Source organism: Paenibacillus sp. S150 (genome assembly GCF_019352175.1).
In the GTDB taxonomy this organism is placed as follows: Bacteria; Bacillota; Bacilli; order Paenibacillales; family Paenibacillaceae; genus Paenibacillus_AQ.
Map to the genome: position 1 here is coordinate 97,556 of NZ_JACBYI010000017.1, position 25,231 is coordinate 122,786.

The 25,231-nt window shown below is 51.8% G+C and carries 23 protein-coding genes; 18 read left to right on the forward strand and 5 right to left on the reverse strand.

Annotated features, from left to right (window positions below):
• Positions 1 to 20: 20 nt before the first annotated feature.
• The 4 genes from HYD27_RS16770 (at position 21) to HYD27_RS16785 (ending at position 4,286) form a co-directional block, all read left to right on the forward strand.
• Positions 21 to 1,193, forward strand: a complete 1,173-nt coding sequence (locus HYD27_RS16770; protein ID WP_219217029.1) for a pectin acetylesterase-family hydrolase — start codon at positions 21 to 23, stop codon at positions 1,191 to 1,193.
• A 48-nt stretch (positions 1,194 to 1,241) separates the two neighbouring features.
• Positions 1,242 to 1,862, forward strand: coding sequence for a TetR/AcrR family transcriptional regulator (locus HYD27_RS16775; protein ID WP_219217030.1), 621 nt, complete (start codon positions 1,242 to 1,244; stop codon positions 1,860 to 1,862).
• Positions 1,863 to 2,006: 144 nt separating this feature from the next.
• A complete protein-coding gene (locus HYD27_RS16780; protein ID WP_219217032.1) occupies positions 2,007 to 3,437 on the forward strand; it encodes an amino acid permease in 1,431 nt (476 codons plus the stop codon).
• Positions 3,438 to 3,908: 471 nt separating this feature from the next.
• Positions 3,909 to 4,286, forward strand: a complete 378-nt coding sequence (locus HYD27_RS16785; RefSeq protein ID WP_219217034.1) for a hypothetical protein — start codon at positions 3,909 to 3,911, stop codon at positions 4,284 to 4,286.
• Between the two features lie 193 nt (positions 4,287 to 4,479).
• Here HYD27_RS16785 and HYD27_RS16790 read toward each other — a convergent pair whose 3' ends face one another.
• Entirely contained in the window at positions 4,480 to 5,082 is a 603-nt protein-coding gene (locus HYD27_RS16790; RefSeq protein WP_219217035.1) for a TetR/AcrR family transcriptional regulator, read from the reverse strand.
• Positions 5,083 to 5,301: 219 nt separating this feature from the next.
• Between HYD27_RS16790 and HYD27_RS16795 the strand changes: the two genes are divergently transcribed.
• The gene (locus HYD27_RS16795) at positions 5,302 to 6,411 is read left to right on the forward strand and encodes an NADH:flavin oxidoreductase (protein ID WP_219217036.1); all 1,110 of its coding nucleotides are present in this window, start codon (positions 5,302 to 5,304) and stop codon (positions 6,409 to 6,411) included.
• A 266-nt stretch (positions 6,412 to 6,677) separates the two neighbouring features.
• Here HYD27_RS16795 and HYD27_RS16800 read toward each other — a convergent pair whose 3' ends face one another.
• Positions 6,678 to 7,715 (reverse strand): asparaginase, encoded by a 1,038-nt coding sequence (locus HYD27_RS16800; RefSeq protein WP_219217037.1) that lies wholly within the window; start codon positions 7,713 to 7,715, stop codon positions 6,678 to 6,680.
• Positions 7,716 to 8,555: 840 nt separating this feature from the next.
• Between HYD27_RS16800 and HYD27_RS16805 the strand changes: the two genes are divergently transcribed.
• From HYD27_RS16805 to HYD27_RS16830, 6 genes are all read left to right on the forward strand, one after another.
• On the forward strand, positions 8,556 to 9,503 hold the full coding sequence (locus HYD27_RS16805) for an NAD(P)-dependent oxidoreductase (RefSeq protein ID WP_219217038.1): 948 nt from the start codon (positions 8,556 to 8,558) through the stop codon (positions 9,501 to 9,503).
• 62 nt (positions 9,504 to 9,565) lie between these two features.
• Positions 9,566 to 10,186: an ABC transporter substrate-binding protein gene (locus tag HYD27_RS16810; RefSeq protein ID WP_309242080.1), complete on the forward strand. Its 621-nt coding sequence runs from the start codon at positions 9,566 to 9,568 to the stop codon at positions 10,184 to 10,186.
• A 44-nt stretch (positions 10,187 to 10,230) separates the two neighbouring features.
• Positions 10,231 to 11,247 carry an ABC transporter substrate-binding protein gene (locus HYD27_RS16815; protein ID WP_219217040.1) on the forward strand — a complete coding sequence of 339 codons (1,017 nt, stop codon included), beginning with the start codon at positions 10,231 to 10,233 and terminating at the stop codon, positions 11,245 to 11,247.
• Between the two features lie 71 nt (positions 11,248 to 11,318).
• Entirely contained in the window at positions 11,319 to 12,056 is a 738-nt protein-coding gene (locus HYD27_RS16820) for an alpha/beta hydrolase (protein WP_228745180.1), read from the forward strand.
• Between the two features lie 417 nt (positions 12,057 to 12,473).
• Entirely contained in the window at positions 12,474 to 13,433 is a 960-nt protein-coding gene (locus HYD27_RS16825) for an ATP-binding protein (protein ID WP_219217042.1), read from the forward strand.
• A gap of 26 nt (positions 13,434 to 13,459) precedes the next feature.
• Positions 13,460 to 14,332 (forward strand): tetratricopeptide repeat protein, encoded by an 873-nt coding sequence (locus HYD27_RS16830; RefSeq protein WP_219217044.1) that lies wholly within the window; start codon positions 13,460 to 13,462, stop codon positions 14,330 to 14,332.
• A gap of 489 nt (positions 14,333 to 14,821) precedes the next feature.
• Here the strand turns inward: HYD27_RS16830 and HYD27_RS16835 are convergent, their stop codons facing one another.
• Together HYD27_RS16835 and HYD27_RS16840 are read right to left on the reverse strand one after the other, a co-directional pair.
• Positions 14,822 to 15,577, reverse strand: a complete 756-nt coding sequence (locus HYD27_RS16835) for a PIG-L deacetylase family protein (protein ID WP_219217046.1) — start codon at positions 15,575 to 15,577, stop codon at positions 14,822 to 14,824.
• 55 nt (positions 15,578 to 15,632) lie between these two features.
• Positions 15,633 to 16,970: an MFS transporter gene (locus HYD27_RS16840; protein WP_219217048.1), complete on the reverse strand. Its 1,338-nt coding sequence runs from the start codon at positions 16,968 to 16,970 to the stop codon at positions 15,633 to 15,635.
• A gap of 157 nt (positions 16,971 to 17,127) precedes the next feature.
• On the opposite strand from HYD27_RS16840, the gene HYD27_RS16845 reads away from it, so the two are divergent.
• The 6 genes from HYD27_RS16845 (at position 17,128) to HYD27_RS16870 (ending at position 23,009) form a co-directional block, all read left to right on the forward strand.
• Positions 17,128 to 17,343: a hypothetical protein gene (locus HYD27_RS16845; RefSeq protein WP_219217049.1), complete on the forward strand. Its 216-nt coding sequence runs from the start codon at positions 17,128 to 17,130 to the stop codon at positions 17,341 to 17,343.
• A gap of 822 nt (positions 17,344 to 18,165) precedes the next feature.
• Positions 18,166 to 19,665 (forward strand): spore germination protein, encoded by a 1,500-nt coding sequence (locus tag HYD27_RS16850; protein WP_219217053.1) that lies wholly within the window; start codon positions 18,166 to 18,168, stop codon positions 19,663 to 19,665.
• A 2-nt stretch (positions 19,666 to 19,667) separates the two neighbouring features.
• Complete coding sequence (locus HYD27_RS16855; RefSeq protein ID WP_219217055.1) at positions 19,668 to 20,870, forward strand: Ger(x)C family spore germination protein; 1,203 nt, start codon at positions 19,668 to 19,670, stop codon at positions 20,868 to 20,870.
• Complete coding sequence (locus HYD27_RS16860; protein ID WP_219217057.1) at positions 20,867 to 21,091, forward strand: hypothetical protein; 225 nt, start codon at positions 20,867 to 20,869, stop codon at positions 21,089 to 21,091. The genes HYD27_RS16855 and HYD27_RS16860 overlap by 4 nt, the downstream gene beginning before the upstream one ends.
• A gap of 33 nt (positions 21,092 to 21,124) precedes the next feature.
• Complete coding sequence (locus HYD27_RS16865) at positions 21,125 to 22,198, forward strand: GerAB/ArcD/ProY family transporter (protein WP_219217060.1); 1,074 nt, start codon at positions 21,125 to 21,127, stop codon at positions 22,196 to 22,198.
• Positions 22,199 to 22,223: 25 nt separating this feature from the next.
• Positions 22,224 to 23,009: a class I SAM-dependent methyltransferase gene (locus HYD27_RS16870; protein ID WP_219217063.1), complete on the forward strand. Its 786-nt coding sequence runs from the start codon at positions 22,224 to 22,226 to the stop codon at positions 23,007 to 23,009.
• Here the strand turns inward: HYD27_RS16870 and HYD27_RS16875 are convergent.
• A complete protein-coding gene (locus tag HYD27_RS16875) occupies positions 22,990 to 23,946 on the reverse strand; it encodes a serine hydrolase domain-containing protein (protein WP_219217064.1) in 957 nt (318 codons plus the stop codon). The genes HYD27_RS16870 and HYD27_RS16875 overlap by 20 nt on opposite strands.
• Positions 23,947 to 24,462: 516 nt before the next feature.
• Between HYD27_RS16875 and HYD27_RS16880 the strand changes: the two genes are divergently transcribed.
• Entirely contained in the window at positions 24,463 to 25,020 is a 558-nt protein-coding gene (locus HYD27_RS16880) for a polymer-forming cytoskeletal protein (RefSeq protein WP_219217066.1), read from the forward strand.
• The last annotated feature ends 211 nt before the right edge of the window (positions 25,021 to 25,231 follow it).

The following is a 25,231-nucleotide window of genomic DNA, read 5'->3' on the forward strand; positions in this document are numbered from 1 at the left end:
TTTTGTTTGGGGTGATACGAATGAAGAGGTTAAGTAAATTCATTAAATTTGCGGTCATTACGGTGTTAAGTTTCCTGATCCTAAGCCTTATTGCTGTCTATGCTTTTGTTATTAAAAGACCCGCTGCGGTTCAAGAAATGGCGGATGCCAAGCCCTATAAATGGAACAAAATCAGCCTTGGGCCAGAGGCCGTTTCCAGTGACGGTTCAGAATATCATTTGCTGAGCAAAAAAGGGACAAGCCGCAACTGGATTATCTTTTTCTCCGGCGGCGGGGCGAGCTGGGATGAGAGCAGTGCGGCACATCCGATTAAGATCTTGAATTTTTTGACCGGCCGGGAGGCGGGGAATTATTTTGCCGACATCCCGTTTTATTTGCTGAACCTGCTGGACGGACTGACGGCAACGGATAACCCGGAGAATCCCTTTAAGGATTGGAATGTGGCCTATATCCCGTACTCCACCGGCGATTTCCATGTGGGAAAGCGTACAGCTGAATATACGAAGGACGACGGCAGTACTTTTACTATGCATTACAATGGGCAGAGCAATGTGCAGGACAGCCTGAACTGGATTTATGCCCAGGCGGACAAGCCGGAGAAGCTGCTGATTGCCGGGGAAAGCGCGGGTGGCTTTGGCTCTGCCTTTTGGGCGGGGAAGATTGCCGAACACTATAAGGATGCGGAGATTTATCAATATTCCGACAGCTCCTTTCTGTACAGCGGGAAGTGGCCGGAGATTATCGGCAAGGAGTGGCAGGCGGATTTCGCGCAAGTCTTCGGCTTTGCTCCTGAAGCGGATTTGATTGGTTCGGCTTATAAAGGGAACGGTTCCCGGCTGCCGGACAATGCGGTGCTGCTGCAATCCTATTCGCTGTATGATGAAGTGCTGATCAGTTTCCAGAACCGGATCAATGATCAGGAAGGTCCGCTGAATGCAGAGCTTATAGCGGACTGGTCGCGGCAGATGAGGGGGTCCGTTAAGAGCCTCGCGGATACATTGCCCAACTACTATTACTACCTGACGGATTACGGACTGAATAAGAAGACAGGAATGACAGGGCATACGTTTGCTACCCGGGATGTGTTCTATAAGGCGGAGGAGGACGGTATCAGACTGCTGGATTGGCTGAATGATGCCATTAACAAGAATAACCGGTATTCTGTAGGCAGCAGATTTCTCGATGAATCGTAGAACAACGGGTAACCGGAGATGAATCAGGGAAGGCGGGAGAACCCGGCAATGACATTGCGCGAAAAGCAGGCCGAAATGACACGGCGGCTCATTAAACAGGCAGCCCTCGATCTTTTTTGTGCCAAAGGCATAGCGGGGACAGACATGGCCCTGATCGCAGGAGAGGCGGGAATTGCCCGGAGAACGCTGTATCATCATTATAAGGACAAGGAAGCATTGTCCGTGGAGATCTATATCGAAAACCTGGAGGCGATGTTCGGACAACTGCTGCCGGATTTCGATCTGGGCGAGCCGCTGGCATCCCTGGAGAGGATTCTGGACCAGTACCTGGAGCTTCGGCAGCACTCGGAGGCGCTGCTCTATTATGATGCGATCTTTAATCTGTACTACAGCAATCTTTCCAAGAATCCGGCCGATTTGCCGGAGTTCCAGCGGATTGTGGAGGAGGGCTATAACCGGGGGCTGCGGCAGCCGGCGGTACCGGTGACTGGGGAAGTGAAGGCAAGCTGGCTGGATAAGCTGTTCCGGTCCACACATTTGCTGTTCTGTTATCTGCAGAAGGCTGTCATCATCACTCACCAAAGGGGCGGCCCGGCCACCGATGCGGAGCTGGAGGAGGACCGGAGGTTCAAGGAGTTTATTATGAATGGTTTGAGGAATCAGGAATAGCGGTTGCTGAATTCACGCCCGTTTTTTTTAAAATATAAGCCTTTATATGTTTCACGATATCAATTATCCTTCGTTAAGATTTCCATGGGTAATTTCCCCGCTTATTGCAGATACTCTCCTTAAAAAGACCGGGGAGGCAGCAGTATGGAGCGGGAAAAGAAAGGATTATCAGTGTGGGGGCTGACGATGCTCGCGTTGGGAACGGTAGTGGGCGGCTCGTTTTTTCTCGGCTCGTCCGTGGCGATCCGGGCGGCAGGCCCGTCAGTGCTGGTATCCTATGTAATCGGCGGGATACTCGTATATTTCATATTATCCGCCCTGTCGGAAATGACTGTGGCGAATCCCGTGGCGGGGTCCTTCCGGACGTATACCGAGCAGGCCTTTGGCCGGGGGGCAGGGTTCACGGTGGGCTGGGTCTACTGGACCGGCCTTGTGCTGGCGATGTCCAGCGAGGCTGCGGCGGTGTCCATTCTGCTGCGGGGATGGTTCCCCGCCCTGCCGCTCGCTCTGCTAGGTTCGGGGATTATCGCAGGCGTGACGCTGCTGAACCTGCTGGGCGCCGAACGGCTGAGCAAGCTGGAGAGCGGTCTCGCTGCCTTTAAGCTGCTTGCTATTGCTGCATTTGTGCTGATCGCTGTGGCTTTGATCGTGGGCATTGGCGCAAGAGGCGCCGGCCCGGTAGGCTTTGGGGTTGTCCGCGGGCAGAGCTTTATGCCGGGAGGGGTTGCCGGAATCGCCGGAAGCATGCTGATGGTCATGTTCACTTACGCAGGCTTCGAGGTGCTTGGACTGGCGGCATCGGAGACGGGAAATCCCGGCGTGACGATTCCGAAGGCAATCCGGTTTACCATTCTGCTGCTGGTCGGATTGTATCTGGCGGCCATGGTTGCGCTGTTCCTCCTCCTGCCCCCGGCCCGGGTATCCGAACAGATTAGTCCGTTTGTGTCCGCGCTGAGCCTATACGGCCTGGGGTGGACCGGGACGGTAATGAACATTGTGCTGGTATCCGCAATTCTCTCCACCATGCTGGCTTCGGTATTCGGGCTGGGCCGGATGCTCCGTTCCCTGGCTGAAGAAGGGCATACGCCGGGATGGATGAGGGACCGCACAGATATTCCGTATCGCGGAATTCTAATCTCCGGTGGCGCGATGCTGGCCGGTCTCTGGCTGGGCATGCTGCTGCCGCAAGGCGTGTATTTGTTCCTGGTCAGCTCAGGCGGCTTCGCGCTGTTGTTCTCCTATGTCATAATCATGGCCAGCCACTACCGGCTGCGCAAGCGTCATGGCGGCCCGCTTATCGGGCAGCACGGGCTGCGCGGCTATCCGTATACGTCCTGGATTGCCATCGGCGGCCTGACGGCGATTATATTCAGCATGCCGCTGATTCCCGGACAGGGCGGAGGGCTCGCTGCCGGGGCGATGTTCGTTGTGCTGTTTTCGGGAATATATGCCGCGGGGACATTGCGGAAGGGCAGAGAAGCCGGCGGCCTGCGGAAGCGGCCTTTGCAGGTGCCTGCGGCAAGGGCGCAAATAGAAGCGGCAGAGGAGCTGGAAGGGAAGCGGGAGCAGGAGTAGAGATACTGGGGTTTCCATTCGAGGCTGCTAATAGGGCAGTCCGTAAACAGCAATCCGGCCATACTGCCTGTCCGGAATAAAATGAGTATCCAACAGGATAATCTCCGTTGGGTACTCGTTTTTTTTGAAAGATAAGAATTTATCCTGAATTTCGAAAGAGAATTGAACAAATCCAGATCGGACAAGGGATAAACCCTCTTTTTCCTTCACCCACTGGGTGCAAGCTGTTTTTAGCAAAAAAATCCCTCCGTGTAGAGCTTTTTAGATGATTTGTCGATACTTACTTTCGAAATTCAGGTTTATATGTTTTGGGGAAGCGAAGCTTATCCGTTATTTCACGGCTGCGCTGTAAATGAAAGATGGATCGGGACGTTGGCCAAGCAAACTGCGCGATTGCGCTGGCCGCAGCGGGGAGGTAGAGGGAATCAGAGGCAGAAGTGCCTCTGAATCCGCCCGAAAGCCGGCTGGACGGTGGAATCAGAGGCAGAAGTGCCTTTGAATCCGCCCGAAGCCGGCTGGACGAGGGAATCAGAGGCAGAAGTGCCTTTGAATCCGCCCGAAGCCGGCTGGACGAGGGAATCAGAGGCAGAAGTGCCTTTGAATCCGCCCGAAGCCGGCTGGACGGTGGAATCAGAGGCAGAAGTACCTTTGAATCCGCCCGAAGCCGGCTGGACGAGGGAATCAGAGGCAGAAGTACCTTTGAATCCGCCCGAAGCCGGCTGGACGGTGGAATCAGAGGCAGAAGTACCTTTGAATTCGCCCGAAAGCCGGCTGGACGGTGGAATCAGAGGCAGAAGTGCCTTTGAATTCGCCCGAAGCCGGCTGGACGGTGGAATCAGCGCGAAATGATTTTTCCTCTCCCCACTGAAATGGCAGCATTCTTATATAGGACGCCGATAGGCGTCTTTCTTAAAAGATAAGAACTTATATGTTTCACGCTATACATTAGCCTTATCTTTCCCGCTGAAACGGATACCGTCCTTATCAGGACGGCGAAGCCGTTTCCACTTGGGGGATTTGACTGCAAAGACAGCCGGAAGCATCATTCGGAGCAGGAAAGCTGCGGATTGAACATGGGGAACCCGCTGGTGATCAGCGGCATTATTCGCTCAGCCAGCTCGGAAGGGGGCTCGGTTCTTCCCTCCAGGTTCCAGCGGTAGGTTACTCCATACAGGGACCAGCTTAACAGGGTTGCTGCGGTTGCCAGCGACTTCGAATCTGCGGCGGAGGCGGCTGCGGAAATCAGCTGAAGGATGAGCTTTTCAAGATGCAGCTTCATATTCTCTTCAAGCAAGAGGGCCACGGAATCGTATTTTTTGAAACAATACTGGCTTGTTTTATGATAATTGCATAATGCCACAATGAGCTCCTGAAGCGTCTTCTCGGCCAAAGGTGCTTCCATATCGATTTTTTGGAGTACCATCTTGGTAAATGCGTCAAGCAAAAAGGCTTCGAACAGCGCATATTTATCCGGGAAATGTGCGTAGAAGGTCGTCCGGTTGATCGTGGCTGCTTTGGTAATGTCACCGACAGTTATCGAATTGAAGTCCATAATATTCAATTGCCGGACGAAGGCGTCCAGAATTAATTGACGTGTCCGGATGACGCGCGGGTCGTTTGGGTTGGGAGGAAGTACACCAGCCATCCTTTGAACACTCCTTTTCGCAATGCTAATGATCTTCTTATTATAAACATGTGCTTAAATAAACAACAATTATTATCTCCCAATCCGACAGTTTTTTTCGCCTTTTGCTTAAGCAACAAATCCGGCGGATTGTTGGTTGAAGGACGGACAGGAGCTTGTTACTATTGCACTCATACCCCGCGGGAAAATTATTTTTGAAACAAGTAGGAGGCGTTGTTCTTGACTAAACAACAGCAGCAGGTTCATTCACCGGAAGCACTGTTTGAGCCGTATACCGTTCGCCAATTAACTATTCCCAGCCGGATACTGCTGTCACCGATGGCTCGTGCGTTTGCACCGGAGGGCGTTCCGGGTGAGGATACAGCCGCCTATTTCCGGCGCCGTGCCGAGAACGGGGTGGGGCTTGTCATCGCCGTAGCTATGATTGACCACCCGGCTGCAACAAGTGAGCCGGCACTCCCTAATCTCTTTGGCGAAGCCGCTCTGGACGGCTGGAGCGAAGTGGTCAGACAGGTTCATGAGGCCGGCGGGATTATTTTTCCGCAGTTGTCCCATATGGGAATGATTCGTCCCATGGGTTCCCAGCCTTACCCGGACGCTGCGTCGGTTGGGCCGTCGGGACTTGATTTGCAGGGGAACAAGGTAAGCGGGGCGATGACTGAAGAAGAAATTGCCAAGGTCATTCAGGCCTATGCCGATGCGGCAGTGAATGCACAGCAGATTGGCTTCGACGGAATTGAGCTTTCCGGCGGCCACGGCTTGCTGATCGACCAATTCTTCTGGGAAAAAACCAATCAGCGGACGGACCGCTATGGCGGCGATTTCCTGAAGCGCACCCGATTTGCCGTGGAAGTTGTCCAGGCTGTCCGGGCTGCGGTCGGCCCGGATTATCCGGTCTCCATGCGGCTGTCCCAGTGGAAAATGGGGGATTACACAGCGAAGCTGGTGGATACTCCCGAGCAGCTGGAGCAATTCCTGAATGTGCTGGTGGAGGCCGGCGTGGACATTTTCCATATCTCTACGCGACGCTTCTGGGAACCGGAATTTGAAGGCTCGGAGCTTGGCCTTGCCGGCTGGGTGAAGAAGCTCAGCGGAAAAACAACGTTTGCCGTAGGCTCGGTAGGGATGGACAGTGATCCCGCAGAAGACGGGGATGCCGGCCACCCGGGACTGGAGGAATTGCTGAAGCGGTTGGAAAACCATGAGTTTGATCTGGTAGCCGTGGGCCGCGCGCTTCTGGGTGATCCTGCCTGGGCGAGGAAAATCCGGGAGGGCCGGATGGATGAGATTGTGGCTTTTACGCCTGAGGCGGCAGCCAGACTGTATTGATTGCTGGCTGGGCAGGCCGTGCGGTATTTGAGGGCTTACTCCAAGCCATCCTCCTTATAAGACAGCGGCATGGCATCAACCCCTTGCTTGACCGGAGAAATTTCGCTATGCCGGCAAATCCGTTGAACTTCAAGCCGGAAGAATTGAAGCGGATAGCTGTAACGGGGGGAGGAGCCATAATCTCTCTGGAATTTCCGGCTGCAGCTTCTGCCTGAGCCTGCAACAAACCGCCCATGGACATCCATGGGCGGTTTGTCATTGGAAGTTTAGTATTCGTTGAACATGGAGGCAATCTCATCATAGCCAGTGGTTTGGGTCAGCGCCAGCGACAGCAATATCCGTGCTTTCTGCGGCACCAGGCTGTTGCAGGGAATCGAATTGGCCGACAGGTCGATATAGGAATCCTTCAGCGTAATGCCGCTGGAAATCCGCGAGCAGCGGACGACCGGAATATTGTTGTTCTTAAGCTCGCCGACTTTGTCGATCCAGGGCTTGCTGTAGATGCCCCCGCCTGCTCCGGCAATGACAATGCCTTTGGAGACCGTTGCCAGATAATCCAGAATTCCGGGATTGGCATCCACATGGAAGTAGGCCACGGACACGTCAGGCAGATTGGTCAGAGCAGACACATCGAATCCGGCGGCGGTGGTATGCTTTTTAAGTGATCTTGTATAGAAAAAGGCCTGGCTGTCCCGCATATAGCCCAGACAACCGAAATCCCGCTCATCGAAGGCATTGGCCTTAAAGGTGTTGACCTTCTGCACATCCCGGCCGCTGTAGATCCCTTCGGCAAAAACAACCATAACCCCTTGGCCGGCAGCCTCCGGGTTGGCCGCCAGAGCCACCGATTGATACAGATTAAGCGGTCCATCCGCACTGATCGCCGTAGCCGGGCGCATGGAGCCGGTTATCACGACCGGCTTGTCGGTTTTGACCACCAGGTTCAGGAAGTACGAGGTTTCATCCAGCGTATCGGTGCCGTGCGTAATGACAAACCCGTGCACATCCTCGCGGATTGCCAGGGTGTTGATCAGCGTCGCCAGAGTCAGCCAGTGCTCGCTGGTAATATCGGCGCTGCACAGATTGCTGACCTGCACACCCGTGCAATTTGCTACCCGTTCAAGATGGGGGACACTGTCCAGCAGCTCCTGGACCGGCAGGGCGCCCGGCTCATAATTCAAGGTTTTATGTGCTTCCCCGCTTCCGGCGATTGTGCCTCCGGTGGCAAGAATGACCACATTTTTCAAGCCCGGGTTATAAAAGGGGGAAGCTGTAAAATTCACTTCTGGTGCTGGAATAATCATTGTTTAATTCCTTTCAGATCAGATCATAAATGAATAAAAATTGGATGAATGTATTATAACATACGTTTTCCGGAGCAAAGTGTGTTTTTTAGACCCGTCATGAGAACTGCAATATAGTATAATGAGGGAAAAAATTAAATGAATGGAAGGAAGCTGGGGATGCTTGAATTGGAGGTCCAGGAGTATTACAGAGCTTTAGCCGCGCTGGAGCAGGTGAAAATAAACACACTCTTTGCACGGGCTGTCTTGGAGCGGCCATTCCCGGAAAGATCTTTGCGGACAGCAGGAAAATCCGTATCGCGCATGGATGAGGAAGCACGGGGAGAATGGATGCGAAGGGGGGCTTTCGGGCGCTTCTTCTTTTATTGTCAGAAGAAAATAAAGTGTTAGACTCGGAAATTAAAGTATTAGACTGAGAGAATAAAGATATAGACTAGCAAGTCGGTATGGAATTGAACGAGAGGCGTCGGCGGCATGACAAACTGCTGCAGCTCCACGGACCTGAGCAGCCGCAGCTCACGTTCCTGGTGCTTCCGGATGAAGCCGACTTTGCGTTCGGCGCGCCGGCGACGACGGCCCGATTGAGAAGTCTGAAAATTACTTTTCGTTAGTAATGTTTTGAGACTGAAACTTAAAAAGCCTATTCTAATACCACAAGTGGCGTTTGTCATAATGAAACCAGAGTCATAATGTACGTGCAAGCTTCAGTCTAATACCTCCTCAATATATAGAAATAATTAATATAGTTCACAAAATATTTGAGTTTTACAACATTATTCTTTATGTCTAAAATTATCATTAATAAAAAGAATAGTGTAGGTTATGAAAGGTGGTTTAGCAATGAAGATTCTCATCGTTGGCTATTTTAGCGAGACCTCAAAATCAATTATTGCAAGGTATTTTCCGCAAGACTGGTACGTTGTAGTTGTCCCGCCCGGACAAGAAATGCTGCATCATATTGAAGATTGCCAGGTAATAATCCCTGAACATATTAAAGTGGATCACAGCTTACTTTCTAACGCAAAAAAATTAAAATTGGTACAGACGGGGGCAGGATTTGATAATGTAGATGTTCCTGCCTGTACACAGCTCGGCATTTGGGTGGCCAATGCTGCAGGAGTGAATGCACAGGCAGTGGCTGAGCACGTAATGGCACTGATATTGTCTTATTATAAAAACATACCATTTCTTGATACTTTCATGAAAAACAGGATGGATGAAAATCAATTGGATTATACAGGGAGTGAATTAGAGGGAAAAACAATTGGGATTATCGGGTTGGGCGCTACCGGAAAAAAAGTAGCTGCGTTTTGCAGGGCTTTTGATATGAATGTGCTTGCTTATGTGAGAAATGCTGTTGTACAATCTGATGGTTTTGTTAAAATGGCGGATTTCGATACTCTTGTGAGCACATCGGACATAATCAGTGTACATATACCCTTGAATCAGCAAACCAAACAGCTGATCAACCAAGCGGCATTCAAGAAAATGAAGAATACCACTCTTTTTATCAATACAGCCCGCGGCGGGATTGTCAACGAAAGAGACTTGATTGATGCATTAAAAAACGGGGATATTTTAGGTGCATGCCTGGATGTGTTTGAATCCGAACCGCTTCCTATTGACAGTGAGCTCCGGAATCTGGGTAATGTGATACTTACTCCCCATACAGCAGGAATGCCTAATGGTCGAAAATTTCATAAAAAAAGATATGATTTTTTTATAAATAATATAAAACGTGTAGAAAATGGTGAAGAGCCTGAAAGCAAGCTCAATCAGTTATTATAGTTTTGGTGCAATAAAAATGAGCTATCGGACGCAGTTCCGTGCAACTGGTTGCTTCCCGATAAATCCGCACGGGGACGGGTGATGCTGCCGCCAGGCCAGCAGTTGCAGCGGGCCACTCACAAGCGCAGGGCTGGGACAGCCAGCTTCGGGAGTTGGCCGCTTTTCTCGGCAGGGAAGATCTATGTGAACAATGGATAGAGCGCTTTGAGCGTAAAGCCGCCCAAGCGAAGGAGCTGGTGGCGCCGGTTGTCGGGGAAGACACCTGCATGGTGCTCCGGCTCAGCGGCAAGGAGTTTCATGCATACTGCAACAGAGGAATTGGGGAGCTGCTGTATGGTGAACTTGGGCTCAGACCTGCCTATCCATATCCGGGAGTGATATATAACGAGCCAATTGCCCTGGAGGAGGTTCAAAGGCTTAATCCGCAGCGGCTGCTGCTGGTCATCTGCCCCGATGCGGCCACCAGGCTGCACTGGCTGTCACTGCAGCATAGCGAAGGCTGGCGTTCGCTGAAGGCGGTACATACAGGCCATATCTTCCTGCTGCTTTCAGATCCCTGGTTCGAGTATTCAGCAGTTGCTCTGGACCGTATGATGGATGAGGCGGTTCTGATGTTTACGGGAATTTGTCCAAGCCCGGAGCAGGATAAAGTCCATGGTTGCCACACGGCATATCCTTTATAATCTCCAGTAATGAGAATGGTTATCATTAAGGGGAGATTAAGTGTATGAAAGTAATGAAATTAGGGTTAGTGATTACCTTGGTGCTGGCCGCAGTACTTGCGGGCTGCGCCTCCGATTCGGCTGATCAGGGGGCAGAGAGCGAGGCTGCTATTGCCGCTGCAGCGCCACCGGCTCAGCCAGCCGGGCCTGTAAAGGAGACGGAAGCAGAACCAGCGCCAGAAGCGGTATATCCGCAGACTTTTACGGATGAAATGGGGCATGGGGTTATTCTAAACGAAGCGCCGACGAAAGTATTTGCTCCTTATATGGAGGATTCCCTTGTCGTGCTGGGAGTCAAGCCGGTAGGCCAGTGGTCCAACAAGGGCGTGCCGCAGGAATACCTGCAGGATCAGCTGAGCGGGGTTCCGCTGGTTGATTTTACCGGAGGAAACCTGCCTTCACCGGAGGTAGTCATGGCAATGCAGCCTGATCTGATCGTGCTGCACAATGCTTTTTATGCGGAGAACGGTGTCTATGAGAAGTATTCCAAAATCGCGCCTACCTATGTGTTCAAGAACGCGGCCGGCAATCTGGAGAGCTCGGTGCCTGCGCTCGCTGGGCTGCTCGGCAAGCCGCAGGCGGCAGCCAAGGGTCTTGAAGAATACCGCCAAAAGGCAGATGAGGCAAAAATTGCACTCGCACCCCATATGGAGGGGAAGAAGGCACTCATTATCCGCTTTAATTCCAGAGGCATGTTCCTGATGGGCGGCGTGTATGGAGGATTCGTGCTTGCAGAAGAGCTGGGCATTGCCAAGAGCAATTTTGTAGCCACCGAAAACAGTGTGGAATTGTCGCTGGAGCTCTTGCCGCAGATCGATGCCGATTATATTTTCCTTGCCAATGACAGAGCGAACACCGGTGAGACGTTCTATAAGGAACTTACAGAAAGTTCCATCTGGAAGAGCATTCCGGCTGTGCAGGCCGGACATGTATACGATGTGGATGACCGGTATTGGCTGGGCGGCGGACTGGTTGCTTACAGCAAGGTTATCGACGATTGTCTGGAAATTCTCGTGCCATGAGCAGGGCGCTGGAAATAAGTTTTCCGCATCCGGGCTGTGAGGAATATATAATTTACGCCGGCGGGAGCCAATTGGAGTATCGAATTCTTGTGTCCCATCCAACCGGAGAGCCGCCCCCGGAAGGATATCCGGTCATCTACGCTCTGGATGGACACGCAGTGTTTCATACCCTGGCAGAGTCGGCACGGGTGCAGACCCGCGGGCCGCATGGCTTTGACCCTGTGGTTATTGTGGGCATCGGCTATCCGTCCGGAGAGGCCTTTGATATGAGCCGCCGCTGCAACGATTTCACAATGCCCGCCCGGCAGAGCACGCTGCCGAAGCGGCCGGATGGGCGGGAATGGCCGGAATATGGCGGAGCTGACAGCTTCCTTGCCGTATTGGCGGATGATATTATGCCGCTGATATCCGGGCTTTTCCCTGTAGACCGCCGGCGTCAGGCTTTGTTTGGCCATTCACTCGGAGGGCTGTTCGTCCTGCATGCCCTGTTCACCAGACCGTCTTTATTCAGCCACTATGCCGCCGGAAGCCCTTCAATCTGGTGGGGGGATTACACCCTGCTTACAGAGCTGGAGGCCTTCCTGACCGCTTACCCGAACATGCAGCTGCCGCGGCAACTCATGATTACGGTAGGTGCAGACGAACTGGAGCATATGGTAAGGGATTCCGAGCAGCTGCTGCCCCGGCTGGAGCCGCTGGCGGAGCATGGCTTGCAGGCACGGCTGGTGAAATTCGCGGAGGAGAGCCATCTCACTGTGCTGCCTGCGACACTCAGCCGTCTGCTGAGGTTCACGCTGGAAAGAGGCTGACTGAGATCGGTAGGTTGATGCCATATACATGCAAGCGGACAGCAACTCCCCCTGCCGGTCACCTGGCAGGGGGAGTTGCTGTATAGGCTTATAGACAGGCACTGCCTGGCGCTCTTTTATCCAAAATGGGCCTGCGGCAGTAAGATGTGTTACATTTAGAAGAGGCAGAGCCTGTGATTATGCCGTCCCTGCAGAGCGGGACTTCAAGATTGAATGGCTGACAATGCTGGTTAATAATCTCTTAAACCATTCTCAGATTATTCCCGGGTGAGAAACGGGTAGGCACAGCGCCTGCAAGATACCAGGGAGGCGTGGAAGCTCCGTCTGGAGCAGCACCGGACGGCAGGAGCAATCAGCGGCTAACAAGCCTATGAAAATAGGCTAGACTTAACACATTAACTGTAGGGGTGAGAGACAATGGCCGATGATCATGATGAACTAGCGGAACAGAGACGCAAAAATCTAAAGCTTATCCAATTCAGCAAAGACGATCAGTCGCTGATCGAGTCGGAGAAGCCCAAGGAAACCTTTGCCGATGTGGGCGGACTTGAGGATGTGAAGAAGAAGATCCGGATGAACTTCATCCTGCCCCTGAAACAGCCGGAGCTGTTCAAGGCCTATGGCAAGGAGGCGGGAGGCAGTCTGCTGCTGTTCGGTCCCCCGGGCTGCGGCAAGACCTTCCTCGCGCGTGCTGTGGCAGGTGAAATAGAGGCCAATTTCATGCATATTGAGCTGCAGGCGATTCTGGCTATGTACGTGGGACAAAGCGAGAATAATCTGCATAATATCTTCGAGCAGGCCCGTAAGAACAAGCCGTGCGTTATCTTCATAGATGAGCTGGATGCCATGGGCGGCAGCCGCCATCAGATGCGCCAGCATCATGACCGCATGCTGGTCAACCAGCTGCTGCTGGAGCTGGACGGCCTGCAGGCGGAGAACGACAACGTTTTTGTGATCGGCGCGACCAATACCCCCTGGTATCTGGATTCAGCGCTGCGCAGACCCGGCCGCTTCAACCATCTCGTATTTGTACCGCCGCCGGAGGAAGCGGAGCGCGAAACCATCCTTGGCCTAAAAATGGCCGGGAAGCCCGCGGAAGCCTTAAATCTGTCCAGGATTGCCGCAGAGACGAGGTTCTTTTCCGGGGCGGATCTGGAGCAGATTGTCAGCGATGCGGTAGAATCCGCGATGGAGCGCACATTCGAAACGGGGGAGATCCAGCCGATCACCTACGGCGATATGAAGAAGGCCGCGAAATCCCGCAAGGCGACAACGCTGGAGTGGTTCTCGACGGCGAAGAATTACGCCACCTTCAGCGATGTGAACCGCGACTATCAGATAGTGCTGGATTATGCCAAGAAACACGGAATCAAATAGCGGCCCGGAAAAGGGAGGTGCAGACAGTGGAGAAGGATTCGCGGCAGACCGCTTTTGCGGCGGTGCATCAGCTGATAGGCTGGAAACGGTATAAGGAAGCGCTGGCGGAAGCGGAGCAGCTGCTCCGGCAGGAGCCGGAGGACCCGGATGCCTTTGCGCTTATGGCGCATATCTGCTCTTTGATGAATGAATATGAGAAGGCGCTGCACTGGGCCAAGGAAGCCCTTCTCCGCGAGCCGCAGCATGAGCTGGCCTGGTACGTGCGTGTCTGCGTCTACTACGAAACGGACAATGAGAAGGCGCTGGAAGAGACGCTGCGGGAGGCCATGCGCGTCGATCCTTACGAAGCCCATTATTATTTTCTGCAGGCGAACCGGCTCAATAAAAAAGCGAAATACAAGGAGTCCCGCGGGCTTCTGCTGCAGGCGCTGGAGCTGAGGCCGGAGAATCCGCTATATCTGGCTGCGCTGAGCTATACGGAGGCGCTGCTGGGCAATATGGCCGAATCTGCGAGAGTGGATGCCGTGGCCGCAGGGTACGATGCCGAGAATGCCTATGTGCTGCTGTATCTGGCCTGGGCGGCAGGGCAGCGCGGGGATTATAAGCTGAAGGAAGTCTACATGAAGAATGCCGTCAGGCTCAGCCCGGATAACAGGCAGCTTCAGGATGAATTTCTGGAGGCGCTGCAGCAGCGGCAGAAGCTGTTCCGGATTTTTCTGTGGCCGACGCGGCTGGTGCGCCGCATGAAGCGCTGGCAGATCATCCTGGCCTGGATGTTCGCCTGGATATTGTTCAGGCCGCTGGTTCTGCTGTTCATTGTGCTGTACGTGCTGGCAAACTGGGTAACGAAAGGCATCGTGCATGTGCAGGTGTTCGGCTGGCGGCGAAGAGGCTCCTGAATGTGTATGAAAACTATAAATCTTTCTATATGAAAAATTGGTGCAAAGGGCAGCCATCCTTTTAGCGGGAAAAAGCAGCACTAATTGGACTCATTTGGCGAAGAAGAGACCGTTAGTGGTAAAAAGTAGCACTAATTAAACTCATCTGGCGAAGAAGAGACTGTTAGTGGTAAAAAGTAGCACTATTTCTGCTGAAAACACCCGTAATGGGCAATTGGGCTGAAATTAGGTGTACAAAATCCCACTAACCTCCTTTGCAGCCCCGGTTTCAGCGAGTTTAGGTTTACTTTTTCCACTTCGCTTCCTTCCCTATCCCCTCATTGTGTTTCATGAACATTCAGCTTAGCACATTTAGCTCATATGGTTTGGAAAAACGCATGCAGGGAATAGAGCAAGGATTAATAAGCGGAGAATTCCTGATCAGTTCTTTTAAATGACGGCCTGCATCGGCAGATTAATATGCCTTTTGAGCATTTGCAGAAGACAAGGCTATACTAGCCTTGCATCCACGAAGCAGTGCAGATGCAGGGATGACAGCACCTTGAGCCCCTCCCCGATTTCAAACTCCTTCCCCTCAGCCAGCTGGCGCCCTTTCTCCTTGAAGTACAAGCGGTACAGCGCAAGCGTTTCTTCGCTGAACTGGCTGCTGTGCAGTGCCATGGCGGCGAATTTCCCTTCAAAGAAGTCGGTGATATCGATCACGGTATTCGGTTCAGAGGTGAAATAAAACCCGATTGCCTTGGGCTGCCAGGCCTGTGTGCATGTCCCGCGGGGATACAACGGCAGTCCGGAGGACAGGAAGGCCTGCGCAGCTGCGCGGCCGGTAACGATATGATCATAATGCGCTTCATAAGCGAGCCAGGGGTCGGGGCAGAATACCGCATCCGGCTGCACGGTGCGGATAATCCCGGCAATCTCCGCCGCCAGAGCCGGAACCTGCTCCAAAGTGCCGTCTCCATGCGGCAGTTGGTGGAACACCGAGGCCCCGAGCGAGCGTCCCGCCGCCTCCAGCTCCTGCGAACGGATTGCCGCGATCTCCGCAGGCGGCAGCCGGTCGTCAAGACTGCCCAAATCTCCATTCGTCACCGTTAAATAATGAATCTCGCAGCCCATCTCCGCAAAAGCGGCAATCGTTCCGCCCATCCCCACCTCATTGTCGTCGGGGTGCGGCTGCACGCACAATATTTTGCGGCATTCCTTGAGATCGGGAGGGGCCATCAGGCTGTACAGTGTGGATGAATCCATATTGAATCGCTCCTTTGGCTAAATGTAATCGGTTTGGAATTATTAAAATTATGAACTACATAGACCGGCTGTTCTCCAAGTCTATCAATATTTGTGAGCGTTGCCTGCCGCTTATCGTATAGAACAGAATCGGGATAATGGCGGCAAGGAAACAGATGGAGGGCAGCAAAAACATTACAAAGCTCAGACCCTGCTGAAGCCTTGGGGTAGCCGGCTGGTTCTCCGCATAGTTCAGGTACCCCAGAGTGGCCCCGATTATCAACCGGGACAACGCTCCGCTGAATTTAGTAATAAAGGTATTCGTGGAGAATACAATCCCTTCCCCCCGGAAACCCAGCTTCCACTCCGAATAATCAATCGTATCCAGGAGCATCGATGTGCTGACAATGGTTGTCATCCCCGAGAAAAAGAAGCTGATTCCAAAGAACACCAGCGTAAACAAAACATTCTGATCCCCGAAGAGATAGGGTACGAGGCAGGAAATGCTGCCGAGAATGCAGGAGGAGACAAACACACTTTTTTTGGAAAAAAGGGCAAGCAGCTTGGGCGTTGCAATCATGCCGAGCAGCATGCCGGCAACCAGGCTGATTCCGACCTGTGTGCCATAGCCGGCATCTCCCCAGACATAAATCACATAGTAAAGCTGAACGCTCTGTCTGATGCCGGTAACCAAGTTGATAATCAGGAGGGAGGCGAGCAGGGTGAGCAGCGGCTTGTTTTTGTAGACAGTTTGCAGATTGTTGCGGAAAGAAATCCGCTCCGTGGATGGAGCCACTCTTTCTTTGGAGACGATTCCGGTCAGAAAAATGGACAGCGCGGCAATGACCGCTACGGTCACCGCAGAATACAGATAAGCGGCGGTGCTTCTTTCGCCCCCGAACGCGAGCAGGAGCTGAATCCCCCCGATGGTGACAATTACCGCACCGATGGTTCCGCCGATTTTGCCCAAAGTGACGACAAGGGTCCGTTCTGCCGGATTCTTGGAAATTACGGAGGATAGCGCCCAGAGGGGAGTGTCACAGACTGTGTACAGCATCCCCCACAGCAGATAAGACATCGTTGCAATAACCACGGTCAGCGTGGAGGAAGTGCCAAAGTCCATGAAGCAGAGAACGGTGGCAGCTGCGATGAGAAAAGGGGCAAACAGCAGGTAAGGTCTGAATTTCCCCCATCTGGAGCGGGTTCTGTCAGCAATCATCCCCATTACCGGGTCCAGGCAGGCATCAATAATACTTGCGGCTACCAATATGACGCTGGCTGTTGTTGCGGGAATGCCCAGCAAATCCGTGTAGAAGAAGAGTATGTACATCGACATGAAGCTGTAAAGCATATTTTGGCCCAGCAATCCGCCGGAGAACACCACTTTTTCTGCCAAAGATACTTTAATTGTCAAACGGCCCCGCCCTCTTTTCTGTGAGCAGATTCATAGAATCCGATTCTTCTTAATTATGTTTATTTATCACTTTATTGCAAGCGGATTATCCCTTTTTACTTCCAAAATTTGATTATTCATATAAAATAGATTAATGAGGGCAGAAGGGGGAATCATTATGCCGGAAAACACGAAGCCCATGCGCAAGAAATGGTTCCGCAGCTATGTGCGGCAGAATAGCAATCCTTATCAGCAGATATTGCAGGTATTCCGGCCCAGTATTCAGCTCCTTGCAGCGAAGGATAGTGCGGCAGATGCATTCTATCACATCCAGGCGCCGGGAACTGTGACAATGTCACATTCGCTGCTGCAACGGGACAGAAGCTGGAAGTGAAAACGCAAACAAAATCGCATAAAGCGCAGCATTTCTTAGACTCGGCATGATAGAATGTGAAAATCAAGGAATATCGGGAAATAGGCGGAAATATACAATTCTTTGAAGTTTTAAATTTTATCTATAATGTATTAGAATGTAGACATCACCACAGGAACCACAGCAACACTCGGAAGTGGTTATCCCAGGTGACTGTCTCATTCCTAAATTTAGCAATGAATTCGGGAAAGGAGAGAATCCAATGTACTGAGTTAGCGAAGCATGCCGGAATCGGCTGCGGGTAGAAGGATGGATGTGACAACATCTTTCGGCAGACCGTGGGGATGCGGGAAACCAAAGCAAATCTTTATTGAAGGAAAAAGCTGTTCATTGAAGCAGGAGTGATCCTGCGGAAGAAAGAGCGTGATTCCACCAAAAAAAGGTTAGCGAAGCGTACTAAGACGAGTTCACAGCAGGGAAAACGTCCGTGAAAACGTTTTTCGTGAAATCGTGTACGCGGGAATTCACCCCCATATGCAGGACATGGATTAACACTCCGGCAGGAGAAGGACGGGCAATACGGTAATTTGAATATGAGAACAAACACCATGTCAAGGATATGGCTTGTTACTTGGAGGAAATGATTGAATTGCATACAGTGATCACCACATAAATCCCCGTTGCCTTATATATTAAGGTTAGCGGGGATTTGTGCATACATAGTTGATCTGCTCCTTCTTGCCTATCTGGCTGAGAGGGAGCTTTTTTGGTTTAGAAATAAACCTTATTAGGCAACACTACTCTTCATAAGTAACAGACATCAGCAGCAAGGAGACACGAAGGATGAAATTCCACCAACGGGAAACAAATCAGCCGCAAGATCCCCATAAACAGCCTTTGAGCAGCGATGCGTTCTTTAATACCGAGCTGATCTGTAAAAGATTGGGCAGGAGCTCCGATGTAAGCATCCGTTCCCTCCGGCTTGATTGGAGCATTATGGAGCGGGAATGCCGCATTCAATTAATCTTTCTGGACGGTATGGTGGACAGCCAGGTGCTGCAGGAGTCCATTATTCCGGCGATTCAGGCAGCGGAGCCCGTCGCGGAGGATTGCAGCCTGCCGGAATATTTCAGCGGTCAAATTCTGACTGCAAGCCAGGTCAGAAAGACCGGGAACCTGGCGGGAGCGGTCAAGGATATCCTGTCCGGCTGTCTGCTGCTGCTCATTGACGGGTATGATCAGGGATTATCCCTTGCGATTCAAGGCTATGAGAAGCGAAGAATCGGAGAAACCAAAACAGAAACGGTGATCCGCGGGCCACAGGAGGCTTTTACGGATGACCTCCGCACCAATATCACCATGATCCGCCGAAAACTGAAGGACGAACGTCTTCGTATTGTTACACGTTCTGTGGGACTGAACAGCCAGACCGATATCTCCATCTTGTTCATTGCAGGACTCGCAGACGATAAGGTACTGGGCCGGATATGGGCGATGTTGGACGAGCTTGGGCTGAAAGAGGTGCTGGAAGGAGAATATATCGAAGAATATCTGCAGGAAAATAAATACACGGTATTTCCGGTGGTCCGCAATACTGAAAGACCGGACAGCATTACAGCAGCACTTGCGGAAGGAAGAGTCGCAATCTTAGTTGACGGCACCCCGTTTGTGCTAATTGTCCCCTCCTTGTTCCTGGATTTTATCCAGTCGGCGGAGGACAGCTATCAGCCTTATCTGTTCGCCAGTCTAATCCGTATATTGCGGCTTGCCGCAGTTATCATCAGTATTTTTGCTCCCGGCCTCTACATCGCCGTTACGACGTTCCATCAGGATTTGCTGCCTACCCGGCTGTTGCTGAGCATCATGTTCCAGCGGGAGGGCGTGCCGTTTCCGGCATTTGTAGAAGCTACGCTCATGGAGCTTACCTTCGAGATTATCCGTGAAGCGGGAATCCGCATGCCCCGCAACATAGGCCAGGCCGTATCCATTGTCGGGACGCTGATCGTAGGACAAGCCGCAGTGGACGCAGGCATCGTCTCGGCAGGGATGGTTATCGTGGTTGCGATTACCGGGATTTCAAGCTTTGTGATCCCTGCCTACAATATGTCGATCTCCATCCGGCTGATCCGTTTTTTGTTCATGGGTGCGGCCGCCTCCTTTGGAATATTTGGCATAACCGTCGGGTTCGTTCTTCTTATCGTACATTTATGCAGCTTGCAGTCTTTAGGAGTGCCTTATATGCGTCCCTATGCGCCTTATCTGAAGAAGGAACAGGTAGACGGTGTTTTCCGCAGTCCTTATTGGACAAGCTCGCGGAATAAACGCGCCAAGGATGGGGTCTAAGCATGAGAAGACTGGTAATGCTGATCTGTGTGCTGGCATTGATGGCAACGATATTGCCGGGCTGCTGGAGCCGGAAGGAGCTCGGCGATTTGGCTGTAGCCATCGGTCTTGGAATTGACCGGACCGACAAGGGCTACCGCGTGACGGTGCAGATTGTCGCACCCAGTATGGCGGCTGCCAGCAGCGGAGGGAATAGCGGACCTCCGGCACTGGTGGTGGATACGGAGGCAGTTACTATAATGGAGGCTCTGCGCAAACTGACGACGAAGCTGCCGCGCAAAATTTATATGTCCCATTTGAGCATGCTTTTGGTGGACGAAGCTATAGCCAGGGAAGGACTCCGCAAGCCTCTGGATTTCCTGTTCAGGGATCATGAAACAAGACCGAATTTTGATGTTGCCATCGTCCGGGGCGGAACTGCGTATGATGCCTTGTCCATTATGACTCCCCTTGAACGCCTTCCTGCCAGAGATCTGTTTGATTCGCTGAACGAGTCCCAAAAAAACTGGGCGCCTACCTCGGCGGTGCGTTTGCTTGATTTGATGAAGTGGTTCGATCTGGAAGGGCAAGAGGCCGTATTAACCGGACTGCATTTAGTCGGCAACCTGGAAAAGGGGAAAACCAAAGAAAATGTGGAATCGATCAACAGTCCGCTGAAATTTGAATATAGAGGCATTGGCGTCTTAAAGGACGATGTACTGTTAGGCTGGCTGAATGAGAGTGACAGCAAAGCTTATAACTATGTGACCGGAAAAGTGAAATCCACGGTGGGCCGGGTGGAGTGTCCGGATAAGGAAGGCGCTTTTGTGATGGAGGTGCTGCAGTCGCAGACCCGGATTATTCCGGAGCTGCATAACGGGGTTCCCTCTGCCACCGTGAAGATCAGGATAGAGGCCAATATTGGAGAGGTGGAGTGCAGCCTGGATTTGAACAGCAGAAAGACATTGGAAAATATGAGGGTGCAATCCGCCAAACGAACGGAGGAGCTGATCACAGCCGGCATTCGCAAAGTGCAGAGCGATTTTGGCGTTGATATTTTCGGCTTCGGGATTAAATTCCACCAGAAATACCCTGCATACTGGGCAAAATGGCATGACAATTGGAATGAGAAATTCGAGGGAATGGAAGTGAAGGTGGCTGTGGACTACCTGATCAAGGGAAGAGGCAGAATCGTCAATCCGCCTCTTAAGGATAAGACAGAATGAATGTTTTTCTGATATCGGCTAATGTGCTGCTGTGGATATGGCAAATCCGCCAGTTCCGGGGAAAGCGTGGAAATGTCCGGGATAAGGTGCTTGTATACGGTTTGTATGCCCTTGCGCTTGGCTTATGCATTATGTCTGCGAAGAACTGGATCGTTCCGGATCTATTAAGGCCGTTTATTAGCCTGCTCCAGCAATTGAACCGGGTGTTGGGGTTAGGTTAACGAAAGAAATTCAAACTGGAAAGGGGGAGAAAGGTGAGCTCTCGTCAATTGACCATGCTGCTTACATTGCATTATTGGGGGAGTGCGCTGCTGGGGCTTCCGTCCATGCTAATCGGATTGTCAGGAAAAGATGCCTGGGTCCCGATTCTGCTCGGCATGCTGCTTCAAATGCTGATTCTCCCCTTATTTGTGGCGATTTTCAGTCAAATGAACGGTGACTCTGTGGGAGTCTTCTTAACGCGGGCCATGGGTAAAGCAGCCGGCAAACTCATGCTGGCCCTATACATTATCTTTGTCCCCTTTCTCATAAATATATTAACGCTCCGCAGTTTGGGCGACTTTACCAGCAACGATCTCTATATAGAAACTCCGCCGCCGGCGATTTACGCCCTGATCCTGTTCGCACTGGTGTATTCCTTGTATAAAGGCTTTACCGCAGTAAGCAGATCCGCGGAGATAACCTTTCCCATCGTTTTTGCGCTGCTGTTGATGCTGCTGCTTTCACTTTTGCCTGGGGCGGATTGGAGCAGCTTTCTTCCAATGTTTGAGCAGGGAGCTGAGCCTTTATTTAAAGGGACAGCAATGTTCATGGCCTATCCTTACAGTGAGGTGGCTTTAAGTCTCTTTCTGGCTCCATTCATAAAAAACAAGCAGTCCTACAAGAAGGCGCTGATTCACAGTACGTGGATAACCGGCATCGCCTTGCTGTTATTGACCGTGCTCATAATAGCGGTCCTTGGGGAAAGTATTCCTCCCAATATTCCCTATGCAAGCCAGTTTGCTGCCAAAACCGTTACCATAGGAGGCTTCTATGAGCGTATCGAAACTGTAGTGACGGTCATCTGGTTCATCGTTATCTTTTACCGCCTGATTCTCACGCTCTTTATCTCTGCTCTAGGATTTGCCGAATTATTTGGGCTCAAGCAGCATTTGGCTCTGCTTCCGCCGCTGGCTTTGGTAACTATTACCCTGGCCATGAATGTCTGGGACAATTCTTCTGTCATAGCCGAGCTTAATGAGATTTGGTATTTGAACGTATTCTTCTTTAACCTCCTGTGCCCGCTGATATGGTATACTGCCCATAAATTAAGGAATAGAAATAAATAAAACCAAGCAGGAGGCGATTTTACCGATGTCCGAACGGATCAAAGAACAGGTGCAGCAGCAGTTTGCCAAAAATGCCGGGAAGTATGTGAGCAGTGCCCTTCATGCCAAGGGAGCAGATCTGGAGCTGCTCGTCTCCGCCTCGCAGGCTCACCGGGACATGAAAGTGCTCGACATTGCCACAGGCGGCGGCCATGTGGCCAATGCGCTGGCTCCGCTGGTCAAGCAGGTTACAGCCTATGATCTGACCGAAGAAATGCTGAAGTCGGCGGCTGCCTTTATTCAGGGAAACGGTCATCGGAATGTCGACTTCATCAGGGGAGACGCCGAGGCGCTGCCATTCGCAGCCGCTTCCTTCGAGCTGGTAACCTGCAGGATTGCAGCACATCACTTCCCTGATATTCCGGCCTTCATCTCCGAAGCGGGCCGGGTGCTGAAGCCGGGAGGCAGGCTCCAGCTGATTGACAATGTTGCCCCGGAAGACAAAGCACTGGCCGGATTCTACAATGAGGTGGAGAAGCTGAGAGATCCGAGCCATGTCCGTGCTCTGCCGAAATCGGAATGGATTCAGCTGCTGGAGCGTTCGGGATTCCGGCTGGAGGCGCTGATTTGCTTTGCCAAGCCTTTTAACTTTGCCGACTGGTGTGAACGGGCAGGTCTTGCGCAGCCGGAGCAGGAACGCGTGAAGGCCGCCTTCCTTCAGGCCCCGCAGGGAACACGGGATTTCTTCAGCATCCGCGAAGACGGCGGCGAGCTGCTTGGCTTCACAGGGGAAGCGGCGTATATGCAGGCCTCTAAAGTCCGTCCGGACTGACCAGCAGAGGCGCAATATGTTCGCGGAATACGTCCGGGGGCGGGTTGTTTTTGCCGCGCTTGCTATCCCGGGTCAGAACGACAACAGACTGCGCCTCCGGCAGGACATACACAAATTGCCCGGCGTACCCGCGGGCATAATAATAGTCCATGGCCGCCGGCTCACCGTTTGTTGAACGGAGTGGTATGGAATCAGTCCACCAATGCCAGCCATATCCGCCATGGCGGGGAGGCTCGGCCGCCAGAGCGGGCTGCACCGAACATGCGACCCTTCTCCGGGAAATAATCTGTGTCTTCTCCCAGTTCCCCTGCTGCAGATAGAGCTGTCCGAATTTCAGCAGGTCGGCAGGTCTGAGCTTCAGGCCGAAGCCGCCGGTGTGTATGCCTTGAGGATCAGCCTCCCATTGATATTCCGTGATTCCCAGAGGCCCAAAAAGATATTGCTCGGCAAACCTTGCCGTAGTCATTCCCGAGGCTTGGACCAGAATGGCGGACAGCAGCTGCGAGACCCCTGAATTGTACTCCATTCTGGTTCCGGGATCGTCCGCGAGCGGCTGCTCCAGAACATACTCCACCCAATTTGGGGAACGGGTCATTTTGGGGAAGGAATTCAGCCCGCCGAACTCGGTCCAGCGAAAGCCGGCAGACAGGGTTAACAGCTGTTCCAGCGTAATTTCCTGTTTGCGTTTGTCCATATCCCGGCGGAGCTGCGGGAAAAATCCGGCTGCTCCGGCAGCAGGTCCGGGCAGCAGGCCCTTGTCCATCGCGATGCAGATCAGCGAAGAGAGCACGCTTTTGGTGCAGGAGTTGATCTTGGCCATTTCTGAAGCTGTGCGGCCATCTCTGTAATGCTCAAACCTCAGCCCGCCCCTGAGGCTGATCAGGCAGCTTCTCAGATTCAGCGGGGCAACGGCGGCAGTTAAAGAAGTCGGTTTCATACGGTTCATCCTCTCACAAGGGATATCATACCATTGGTTGATATAATACCCCAAGCCGGCTGCGGGAAAACTGCAGCAAAAGTAAAAGCTGCCCTGATTTGCTCAAGGCAGCTTTTTATTATGAATTCCTAGTCGCACTGATTGGATAAGCTGGAAGGTATGTACGATCTGAAATGCTATGGATGAAGATTGGAAAAATGAACACCGCAGGAGGCACATGAATGTCCAAAGAGTATCATTTTGCGTCAGAACGAAGACGGGAAGCGTTGACGAGTTCGTTGCGGGGAAATGGATGAAGGTCCGCAGCTTTGCGGTCAAGAGCAAGGAACAATAAGACTGGAACATTTGGTCAAACAACCGAATCCTCAGAGCAGCTTGTTCCGGTGTGCCTTTATTTCCATATTAATGGGAATTATTGATTTAAAAGTGAAAGACACAATATTGTGAAATTTATCACGTTATCATTATTAAATTTTAATATATACTATGGATATACTAAAAAGAGGGGGAAATATAATGAAAAAATTAGCACAAGGATTATTGGTTGCAGGTGTGGCAATTGCGTTGTTGTCGGGTTGTGGAAATAATAATGAGAATGCAAATGGGGCGGCTAGCCCATCACCAGCTGCAGCGAATGAGCAGACAGATGCTCAAAGCACAGCATCCATCGTTAACCAAGCGGATGCTTTTGTAAAGGCATTAAGTGCAGACGGCACCTGGATCGTAGCAACTCTGAATGACCTGACAGTTGACACCGATGTGGTTGTTGCCGGTGAATTCCATGATAAAGGCGCTGCCGAGAATGCAATCTACCGCAAGCTGGCCTTGTACACCCAAGACGAGGACCACAATATTACTGCCAGCTTTAATTTGACTGTTCCAAAGATTACAGTGCAGAGTGAAAACTTCAAAGTCCAAGGCGGAACCATCAAAGGCGACGTTTATGTGGAAGCCAACGGATTTAGTCTTGATAAGACAGCAACAATTGACGGCAACCTGTACTTCGCGAGCGAAGATGTGAAAGCAACAGCTGTACTTGACGGTGAAGTGACCGGAGAAACAGCCGTTCAATAATTGAGCCCTTATATGATTTAGAATATATTATAAAAGCCTGTAGACCGGACCCCATCAAGGTTCGAATGCTGCAGGCTTTTTTATTTGTTTAGGAAATTATGAATTACTTTTGCTGTGGATAAGGTGTGTATAAAGTTGGGGGTAAGTTGAAGATGTGGTCATCGTGCTGAACCTGCGGGTTGTGCTTTGCTGGAGGAACAGCGGAATTTGA

Coding starts and splice junctions, on each gene's coding strand:
- HYD27_RS16860 (WP_219217057.1), top strand. CDS start 20,867: ATGAATGTTTTTCTGATATCGGCTAATGTGCTGCTGTGGATATGGCAA.
- HYD27_RS16845 (WP_219217049.1), top strand. CDS start 17,128: ATGCCGGAAAACACGAAGCCCATGCGCAAGAAATGGTTCCGCAGCTAT.
- HYD27_RS16815 (WP_219217040.1), top strand. CDS start 10,231: ATGAAAGTAATGAAATTAGGGTTAGTGATTACCTTGGTGCTGGCCGCA.
- HYD27_RS16775 (WP_219217030.1), top strand. CDS start 1,242: ATGACATTGCGCGAAAAGCAGGCCGAAATGACACGGCGGCTCATTAAA.
- HYD27_RS16770 (WP_219217029.1), top strand. CDS start 21: ATGAAGAGGTTAAGTAAATTCATTAAATTTGCGGTCATTACGGTGTTA.
- HYD27_RS16780 (WP_219217032.1), top strand. CDS start 2,007: ATGGAGCGGGAAAAGAAAGGATTATCAGTGTGGGGGCTGACGATGCTC.
- HYD27_RS16835 (WP_219217046.1), bottom strand. CDS start 15,577: ATGGATTCATCCACACTGTACAGCCTGATGGCCCCTCCCGATCTCAAG.
- HYD27_RS16825 (WP_219217042.1), top strand. CDS start 12,474: ATGGCCGATGATCATGATGAACTAGCGGAACAGAGACGCAAAAATCTA.
- HYD27_RS16880 (WP_219217066.1), top strand. CDS start 24,463: ATGAAAAAATTAGCACAAGGATTATTGGTTGCAGGTGTGGCAATTGCG.
- HYD27_RS16855 (WP_219217055.1), top strand. CDS start 19,668: ATGAGAAGACTGGTAATGCTGATCTGTGTGCTGGCATTGATGGCAACG.
- HYD27_RS16800 (WP_219217037.1), bottom strand. CDS start 7,715: ATGATTATTCCAGCACCAGAAGTGAATTTTACAGCTTCCCCCTTTTAT.
- HYD27_RS16805 (WP_219217038.1), top strand. CDS start 8,556: ATGAAGATTCTCATCGTTGGCTATTTTAGCGAGACCTCAAAATCAATT.
- HYD27_RS16870 (WP_219217063.1), top strand. CDS start 22,224: ATGTCCGAACGGATCAAAGAACAGGTGCAGCAGCAGTTTGCCAAAAAT.
- HYD27_RS16850 (WP_219217053.1), top strand. CDS start 18,166: ATGAAATTCCACCAACGGGAAACAAATCAGCCGCAAGATCCCCATAAA.
- HYD27_RS16790 (WP_219217035.1), bottom strand. CDS start 5,082: ATGGCTGGTGTACTTCCTCCCAACCCAAACGACCCGCGCGTCATCCGG.
- HYD27_RS16875 (WP_219217064.1), bottom strand. CDS start 23,946: ATGAAACCGACTTCTTTAACTGCCGCCGTTGCCCCGCTGAATCTGAGA.